General features: G+C 62.0%; 8 protein-coding genes. 4 read left to right on the plus strand and 4 right to left on the minus strand.

The genetic code is table 11. The annotated features are described in order from the left end of the window. Window positions 1–42: 42 nt before the first annotated feature. On the plus strand, window positions 43–1,401 hold the full coding sequence (gene brnQ, locus A5483_RS09645) for a branched-chain amino acid transport system II carrier protein (protein ID WP_063811712.1): 1,359 nt from the start codon (window positions 43–45) through the stop codon (window positions 1,399–1,401). A gap of 6 nt (window positions 1,402–1,407) precedes the next feature. Here the strand turns inward: brnQ and A5483_RS09650 are convergent, their stop codons facing one another. The 4 genes from A5483_RS09650 to A5483_RS09665 form a co-directional block, all read right to left on the minus strand. Continuing rightward, a complete protein-coding gene (locus tag A5483_RS09650) occupies window positions 1,408–2,160 on the minus strand; it encodes an HAD-IIB family hydrolase (protein WP_002550259.1) in 753 nt (250 codons plus the stop codon). An 83-nt stretch (window positions 2,161–2,243) separates the two neighbouring features. Further along, the gene (locus tag A5483_RS09655; protein ID WP_193790476.1) at window positions 2,244–3,188 is read right to left on the minus strand and encodes a fructose bisphosphate aldolase; all 945 of its coding nucleotides are present in this window, start codon (window positions 3,186–3,188) and stop codon (window positions 2,244–2,246) included. 29 nt (window positions 3,189–3,217) lie between these two features. Beyond that, window positions 3,218–3,748 (minus strand): flavin reductase, encoded by a 531-nt coding sequence (locus A5483_RS09660; RefSeq protein ID WP_052647641.1) that lies wholly within the window; start codon window positions 3,746–3,748, stop codon window positions 3,218–3,220. A 34-nt stretch (window positions 3,749–3,782) separates the two neighbouring features. Continuing rightward, the gene (locus A5483_RS09665) at window positions 3,783–4,970 is read right to left on the minus strand and encodes an Nramp family divalent metal transporter (protein WP_042843241.1); all 1,188 of its coding nucleotides are present in this window, start codon (window positions 4,968–4,970) and stop codon (window positions 3,783–3,785) included. A gap of 238 nt (window positions 4,971–5,208) precedes the next feature. Here A5483_RS09665 and A5483_RS09670 point away from each other — a divergent pair, with 238 nt between their 5' ends. The 3 genes from A5483_RS09670 to A5483_RS09680 form a co-directional block, all read left to right on the plus strand. Continuing rightward, window positions 5,209–6,408, plus strand: coding sequence for a sensor histidine kinase (locus A5483_RS09670; RefSeq protein WP_063811741.1), 1,200 nt, complete (start codon window positions 5,209–5,211; stop codon window positions 6,406–6,408). A gap of 30 nt (window positions 6,409–6,438) precedes the next feature. Next, window positions 6,439–7,107, plus strand: coding sequence for a response regulator (locus A5483_RS09675; protein ID WP_063811714.1), 669 nt, complete (start codon window positions 6,439–6,441; stop codon window positions 7,105–7,107). Window positions 7,108–7,251: 144 nt separating this feature from the next. Further along, window positions 7,252–7,879, plus strand: a 628-nt coding sequence (locus tag A5483_RS09680; protein ID WP_063811742.1) for an ATP-binding cassette domain-containing protein, incomplete at its 3' end; no start/stop codon positions are given.

The raw sequence follows: 7,879 nt of genomic DNA on the forward strand, positions 1-7,879 counted from the left end.
CCTTGCCAAAGTAACCGCCACCATCCTGGCAAGATGTTCCCCATGTCCGATCTGCGATCCACTCCCAAGTACACTGCCCTCCTCATCGGGCTCATGACATTTGGACTGTTCTTCGGCGCCGGAAACCTCATCTTCCCGGTAGAACTAGGGCGCCTCGCCGGCCCCAACACCACCGTGACCGGCGCAGGATTTCTCGTCACCGCAGTCGGAATCCCCATCGTGGCCATCATTTCTTCGGCCGTATCGGGATGCTCAAGCGTCCATGAAATGACCTCGCGGGTATCTCCTAAATACGCCACGATCTTCACCTGCCTGCTGTACCTGACCATCGGCCCAGCCTTCGCCATCCCAAGGACGGCCACCGTCTCCTATGAGGTCGGCGTGGCACCCTTCATCCGAGGCCACGGCCCGGCACTCGCCATCTTCACCATCGTGTTCTTCGCCATGGCCCTGGCCGCGGCCCTCAAACCCGGCAACCTCATGGACTGGGTAGGGCGCTACCTGACCCCACTGTTCCTGGCCCTGCTAGCCATCCTCATCGTGGCTACCCTCGTCCATCCCATGCCCACCCTGGCGAATCGTCCGCCACAACCCCCGTATGATCACCAGCCCTTCATGCGCGGCTTCCTCGACGGCTACAACACGATGGACGCGCTGGCGTCGCTAGCCTTCGCCATCGTCATCATCGAGGCGATCAATCAGCGCGGCTCGACAGGCCGCCGCGATGCCGCCCATGTAACGATTCGCGCCGGGTTGGTCGCCACCATCCCCCTAACCCTCGTCTACGTCTGCCTGGCATGGCTCGGCCGCACATCCACCCTCGTCGTCCCCAACGCCGATAATGGCGGTGTCGTCCTGGCTGGGGTCTCACGCCACTACTACGGGACAGCCGGTCAGGTGCTAATAGCCGCCATTGTGCTGGTGGCCTGCCTCAAAACGGCGATCGGGTTGGTCGTGTCCTGCGCCGAGATCTTTCGTCGCATGTTCCCAGCGGGCCCGTCGGTGCGAAGCTGGGTCGTCATCTTCAGCGCGGCGTCAGCCATCATCGCCAACGCCGGCCTGACGACGATCATTGCCTGGTCAACGCCCGTCCTCATGTTCCTATACCCATTGGCGATCACCGCGATCATTTTGGGACTGCTTGACCCCTGGCTGGGCGCCAGCCGCCTCCCCCACCGCGTCATGACCGGATGCGTCGCCCTTGCTGCGCTACCCGACCTTGCGCGCGCCCTGCCAGTCCAGGGACCGGGAACCCGCACTATTACCCATGTAGCCGACATGGTCCTACCCTGGGCCTCCGACGGTCTCGGCTGGGGGCTTCCCGCCGTCATCGGTCTGGCCGTCGGCTGGGGAGCCAGTCTCGTCTTGAGCCGTTCCCGTCGTTGGGGAACGAGTAGCTGAGTGGCTTTACGCTTGCGAAAGCAGGCCCTCGAGCTTGGCCATGGTGTCTTGCCAGTCGGCAACCGCGACGCACGGAATTCCCATCGCCTTGACGGGATAGTCATTGCCATGTTCGTCAAGACGATCGCCGTAGAACAGCACGTCCGCTTTAGATAGGCCCGTCACTTCGAGCAGCTTGGTTATACCGAACGACTTGTCACGACCGATTCGAGTGATATCCACGGACGTGGATCCACCAGCGCGCACCTCCAGATCAGGCAGCTTCCTAGCAACCGCCTCACGCAAGGTGAGCTTCTTGTCGCCGCTAGGATCCCACGCTTTCTTAGCGTCGACGGGGGCCTGCTGTCCCAGCGCGGAAAAGGTGATCTGCGACTCGCGGTCCTCCAGTACTGGACCCCAGGTGCGCTCCTCCCACAGCCCCAGATCGCGAGCGCAGGTCTCGACAGCTTCCGCAGCGCGAGACTTCTCGTCGTCGGTCAAGGCCTCGATGTAAATGCGCTGCCATTGACCATCAACACACCGGTAGTACTGGGTGCCACAGGCTGGCAGTAGGTGGAGCCGATCCAGCCGGGGCGCGCCGAGGGCGTCAAGAGCCTCGACGACTTGGGTCCGGAATTGGCCGAACTGGCCACCAGAGATGACACACACACTCGTGTGATCAAGCAAGCGGGCGACGATGCGAGCCATCTCCTCGGGCAGACGGGACTTCGAGGGGGCCAAAGTGTCGTCCAAATCAAATGCGACAAGTTTGGGAATCACCCTCGAACTATACAAGGTCGACAAGCGTTCACACACGATAACGGGCCCACGAGTTTCCCCGCAGGCCCGGTTACGAGAAAATGTCAGGACACCGAAGCAGCATAAATCGAGTCGATGGAAGCGCGCAGAGTATGATCGAACTCCTGTTGCGACTGTCCGGCGTTCAGCCCCTCTGCCAAAGCCCGCGAGAAACTCGCGATGAGTCCGCGATTGCGGGCTAGCTTCTTGTTAGCCTCCTCACGAGAATACCCGCCAGACAAGGCGACGACGCGAAGAACCTTCGGATCTGCGATGAAGTCGGCATACAGGTCGTCGGAGTTCGGGATCGTCAGCTTCAGCATGATCCTGGCATCGATCGGCAGAGAGTCGATGTGCTCGCGGATGAGGTCGTGCAGCCTCTCCTCAGCCTTTTCCTTGTTCGGGGCGTGAATGTCGACCTCGGGCTCGAGGATTGGCACCAAGCCTGCGGTGCGGACCTGCTCGCCCAATTCGAACTGCTGATCGACAATCTTTTCGATGCCGGCCTTGTCGTCATCGAGAATGACGGAGCGCTCCTTGGTACCAAAGATGTGCTTCTCTTCGACAGCGCGGTGCAACAGCTCATCGAGACCGGGGATCGGCTTCATGAGACGAACGTGGGAGTCCTCGTCAGCCAGGCCCTTATCAATCTTAAGGAAGGGGACGATGCCTTTCTTCTCCCACAGGTAATCTCCGGTGGGGGTTCCTTCAATCTCGCGATCCATCGTCATCTCGAACAAAATCGCCGCGAGAATATGGTCACTGGCAAACGACGGGCTGGTGATGATCCTGGTCCGCATCTCGTGGACGAGATCAAACATCTTGCCCTTATCGTCTCCGTAGACCTCAGGTTCTATCCCATACGCCTTAAGGGCCTTTGGAGTAGAACCGCCCGATTGGTCCACGGCGGCAATAAATCCGGGCGCCGTACCCATGCGTTCAGTCTGCTGGGCGCGCGCATTAGTGGCTGTCATGGCGACATCTCCTTCGACTTCGATGGTATTTTCCAACGTACCCGAAAACGTGGGTCGCGAAAGGTTTAGCGAGGGATCTCGTACCACCCTCGAGCCATCCTCACCAGTCCCGGGGCATGGCAATTCCCGGCCTCGATCCGGTCGATCGTCACCGCGATGAGTGTGGCCGACCCGGTATCAGTCATTGACTGGACGAAACCATGCAACACGAATCCCGGCGTCTCTAGCCGGGGCGCTCCCTCAGCGCTCGGCCGCCACGCGATGCCCGCAAAGTGATCGGCCCCTGGCACAGCGAAGTCATCAGCGAGGCCAGCGCGATCCGCGTCAAGCATGTGGACGATGACGCGCGATCCCTCGGTAAGAGCGGCCAGAGTCGTCGAGTCATGCCCCAACGACACCGATACGACAGCCGGCACGACTGACACCGACGCCAAGGAAGAGACCGTCAAGCCTTCCGGTCCAGCCACCCCCATCGTGGTGAGGATCGCCACTCCGGCAGGATGTCCTCGAAATGCAGTGGCCAAATCGTTGGCCAACTCGTGGGCAGGGGTCGGTGTGGGGTTCGACGTCGTCACCCGCCTGAGTTTGTCACTCATCTCACGATTGTCGCCACAGAATTTCACTCAGGGATCATGCACCCATGACGGTCTCGACGACGAGGGCCACGTTGAGAGCCGAGATTGCCGCCACAACGATCCACGCAATGCCAGCCATGACGCGCCCATTCGCCCACTGACCCATCACACGCCGATCGCCGGTAAACCGAGCCAACGGCACCAAAACGAGCGGTAACCCCATGCTCAACAGCACTTGGCTCCAGACGAGGGCCCGAGTCGGGTTGGCCCCAGAGGCCAGGATGATCAATGCCGGGATGATCGTCACGAGTCGCCGGACCAGCATCGGCACTCTCATATGGAGAAGCCCGGCCATGATCTCAGCTCCGGCATAAGCACCGACAGAGGTTGAGGCCAGACCCGACGCGAATAGCCCCACCGCGAAGATAAGCCCCACTACCGGCCCCATTGAGGCGCTCATGGCTGCATGGGCTTCGGCTATGCCGTCGATACCCTCAACACCTTGCAGGCTCGCCGCAGCCAACAGCAGCATCGCGATATTCACCGATCCGGCAAGCACCAGAGAGACCGCGACATCCCATCGGGTTGCCCGCAACAACGTGGGAATCCGACTTGGCCTGTTATCGGCCCCATGGCGATCGCGCACCAGGGACGAGTGCATGTACACCGCGTGGGGCATGACGGTAGCGCCCAGCATCGACGTGGCGAGCATGACGGTTTCAGTACCTTCGAACCGGGGCACTAAGCCTGACGCGACCCCGCCCCATGACAGTGGTGAAAAGGCGAGACCAGCAGTGAACCCGATCGCGATGACGACGAGCATCCCAATAATGACGATCTCGAAGGTACGCTGGCCATGACGCGACGGAATCGCCAAAATCGCCAGCGACAACGCCCCAGTTACGAGTCCGCCTACCAGCAGTGGCAGCCCGAACAGCAGTTGCAGGGCCACTGCCCCACCGATGACCTCTGCCAGATCAGTGGCGGCAGCAACGAGCTCGGCCTGAAACCAGTAAGCCAGACGGCCACCACGACGCGGCAGCGCCTCCCCAACCAGCTCGGGCAACGAACGCCCGGTCACCAGCCCGAGCTTGGCGGACAAATATTGCACCAGCATCGCCACGACGTTGGCGACAACGAGCACCCATACCAACAAGTAGCCGTAGCCGGCTCCGGCTGCCAGGTTCGCGGCGACGTTTCCCGGGTCGACGTACGCCACGGCAGCGACGAACGCTGGGCCCATAAGGCGTATCACTCGGTTGCTCACATCGCCATCATGTCCCTTCAGACCAGGACCCCCAAAAAACGCCACAGGTGTCACTCATCAGGTGCGGGCCTGAATCGTCGTGAAATCCACCGACGGAAGGATGTCACACACCTCAGGTAGCCGTAGGGTCAGGAAGATGAGCAGCGCTTCGGTCCCCACCCGACGTCCCCCTGGACGCCTGCGTCGTGGTTACCGGTGGCTACACACCCGCCCCATGATCCTCGATTCGGTGCTGGCCTTCCTCGTCCTCATCGTCGCATTCGCGTCATGGGGACACGACACCAGCCATAACACCGCTCACCGGGTGGGGATGGCGCTGTGGGTGCTGATTGTCTGTGCGTGCTGGATTTGGGCCCGCACCAAGCCGGAAGTCACCGCCTCGGTGCTAGTCGCCTCGCACATTCTTCAGCTAGCGGCACACCCCTCCCCCTCACCACAAAACGTCCTAGTCCCCCTCATCCTGTACCAGCTGTCACTGAAAACTGGCCCGCCTCGGCGCGGTTTCTGGCTGGCTATGTGCGTCATCGGCCCGGTTTCCGCCGGGGTGAGCTGGGGCTTCGCCCCGACGACACTCGAACCCATCAGCTATAAGGCTCACCTCGTCCGCTTCTGTGTCACCACCATCGCGTGCATGGCTTGCTGTTTGGCGGCGTGGTTTGCCGGCAGCGCCGTAAGAGACCGACGTCACACCATGGAAGCCTTGCGCCAACGTGCCATCGATCTGGAACGCGAGCGAGACCAGAGCATCAGGCTGGCCACCCAGGAGGAGCGGGCCAAGATCGCCCGCGACATGCACGATATTGTCGCCCACTCCTTGTCGGTCATCGTGGTGCAAGCAGATGGTGGCGCCTACCTGGCTCACCATGAACAGGCCGGGGACATCGAGACCCGACTCACGGCCAGTGGGCAAACCCTCGACACGATCGCTACGACGGCCCGTCACGCCCTCGACGAGACTCGACGTCTCGTCGGTGTGCTGCGTGACAATGACACCGCCCCGGAGCTGGCCCCCACTCAGGGCCTTGACGACATCCCCGGCCTCGTCACGAAGATGACGGGGGCCCTCGCCATCACCCTGACACTCGAAGGCAGCTCGGAGTGTCACAAGCCGTTGTCCCAAGGCGCCGAGCTCGCCTGCTACCGCGTCGTCCAAGAAGCCCTCACTAATGTTCTTAAACACGGCGGCCCGGCCGCGACCGCTCACGTCACCATCAGCCACCACCCCCATGACGTCACCTTGGAAATACTCGACGACGGTTGCGGTGCCGGCGTCACGGGCATCAAGCGCGCCGACGAGGCAGGACATGGCCTGGTGGGGATGCGAGAGCGGGTGTCCGCTTGGGGTGGCACCCTTGAGGCAGGGAGTCGCCCGGATCACGGGTTCCGAGTCCATGCCGTCGTCCCTACCCATTGATCATCAGTTTGAGCTCCGAGGAACCATGCCATGACCGACCCGATCCGACTCCTCCTAGCCGACGACCAGCAGATGGTGCGCGCCGGGTTCCGCCTAGTCCTTGACGCCCAGCCGGATATGTCCGTCGTAGGGGAAGCTAATAACGGGGCTGAGGCCGTACAGCTCGTCGACGAACTTGCTCCTGACGTCATCCTCATGGATATCCGAATGCCCATCCTTGGTGGTTTGGGCGCCACCGAAAAGATCATGACGAGCCACCCCGAAGCCAAGATCCTCGTCCTGACAACCTTTGACCTTGACGAGTACGTCCACGCTGCGCTGCGGGCTGGGGCCAGCGGCTTCATGCTCAAAGACGCTGGGCCCACCGACCTACTAGCCGCCATCCGCGCTGTCCGCGACGGCAACTCCGTCGTCGCCCCGTCAGCCACCCGCCGCCTCATTGAGAGATTCATCCCCCGGCAGGGGGCTCCCACCATGACCGATCCGGAGCTCGTCGAAAACCTCTCAGACCGGGAGCGTGAAGTGCTCACCTGCGTCGGCGAGGGGCTGACAAACTCCGAGATCGCCGAACGGCTCTACCTGGCCGAGACAACCGTCAAGACCCATATTGGCCACATCCTGTCGAAGCTGGGGCTGCGCGACCGAGTCTCCATGGTCATCACGGCTTATGATGCTGGCCTAGTGCGTCCAGGTCGCTGACCTTTCAGGCAGCCAGGGATGTTGCCGTAAACGGGCAGCATCCTCCTGCGGTAGGAGTGCCGAAACCACTCCCGAGACTGATGTGTGACGAGGGACAACTCCCCTAGCGTCGAAACGTTGTTAAACCTCGACACAGGAGTTTCCATGTCTGCCTCAGTGACGGCCGCGGCCACCGCGACCTCCCGCACGACCTCAGCCAGCGCGGTCCGCACCCTCGACCTCACTAAGACATACGGGTCCGCAACGACGCTCGTGAGGGCCCTGCGGTCGGTGACCCTCGACATTCCTGCCAGGCAGTTCACCGCGATCATGGGAGCGTCGGGTTCAGGCAAGTCAACCCTGCTGCACTGCATCACCGGGCTCGACTCCCCCACTTCGGGCCGGGTGTGGATTGGCGATACCGAGATCACCCACCTCGACGACGACGCTCTCACCAAGCTGCGTCGCCAGCACGTCGGGTTCGTCTTTCAATCCTTCAACCTCATGCCGACTCTCAGCGCCGCTGACAACATCACCCTGCCGCTGCGGCTATCGCACACCAAGGTCGACAAAGCATGGTTCGACCACATCACCGAGATGCTCGGTATCACCGAACGTCTAGACCACAAGCCGTCGCAGATGTCTGGTGGACAGCAGCAACGCGTCCCCGTCGCCCGCGCTCTGGTGACCCGCCCCGACGTCATCGTCGCTGACGAACCCACCGGCGCCCTGGATTCGCAGGCCAGCGACGATCTGCTCACCTTCCTGCGCCACTGCGTCGACGACCTTGGTC

This window comes from Cutibacterium namnetense, assembly GCF_001642025.1.
GTDB classification, from domain to species: Bacteria; Actinomycetota; Actinomycetes; order Propionibacteriales; family Propionibacteriaceae; genus Cutibacterium; species Cutibacterium namnetense.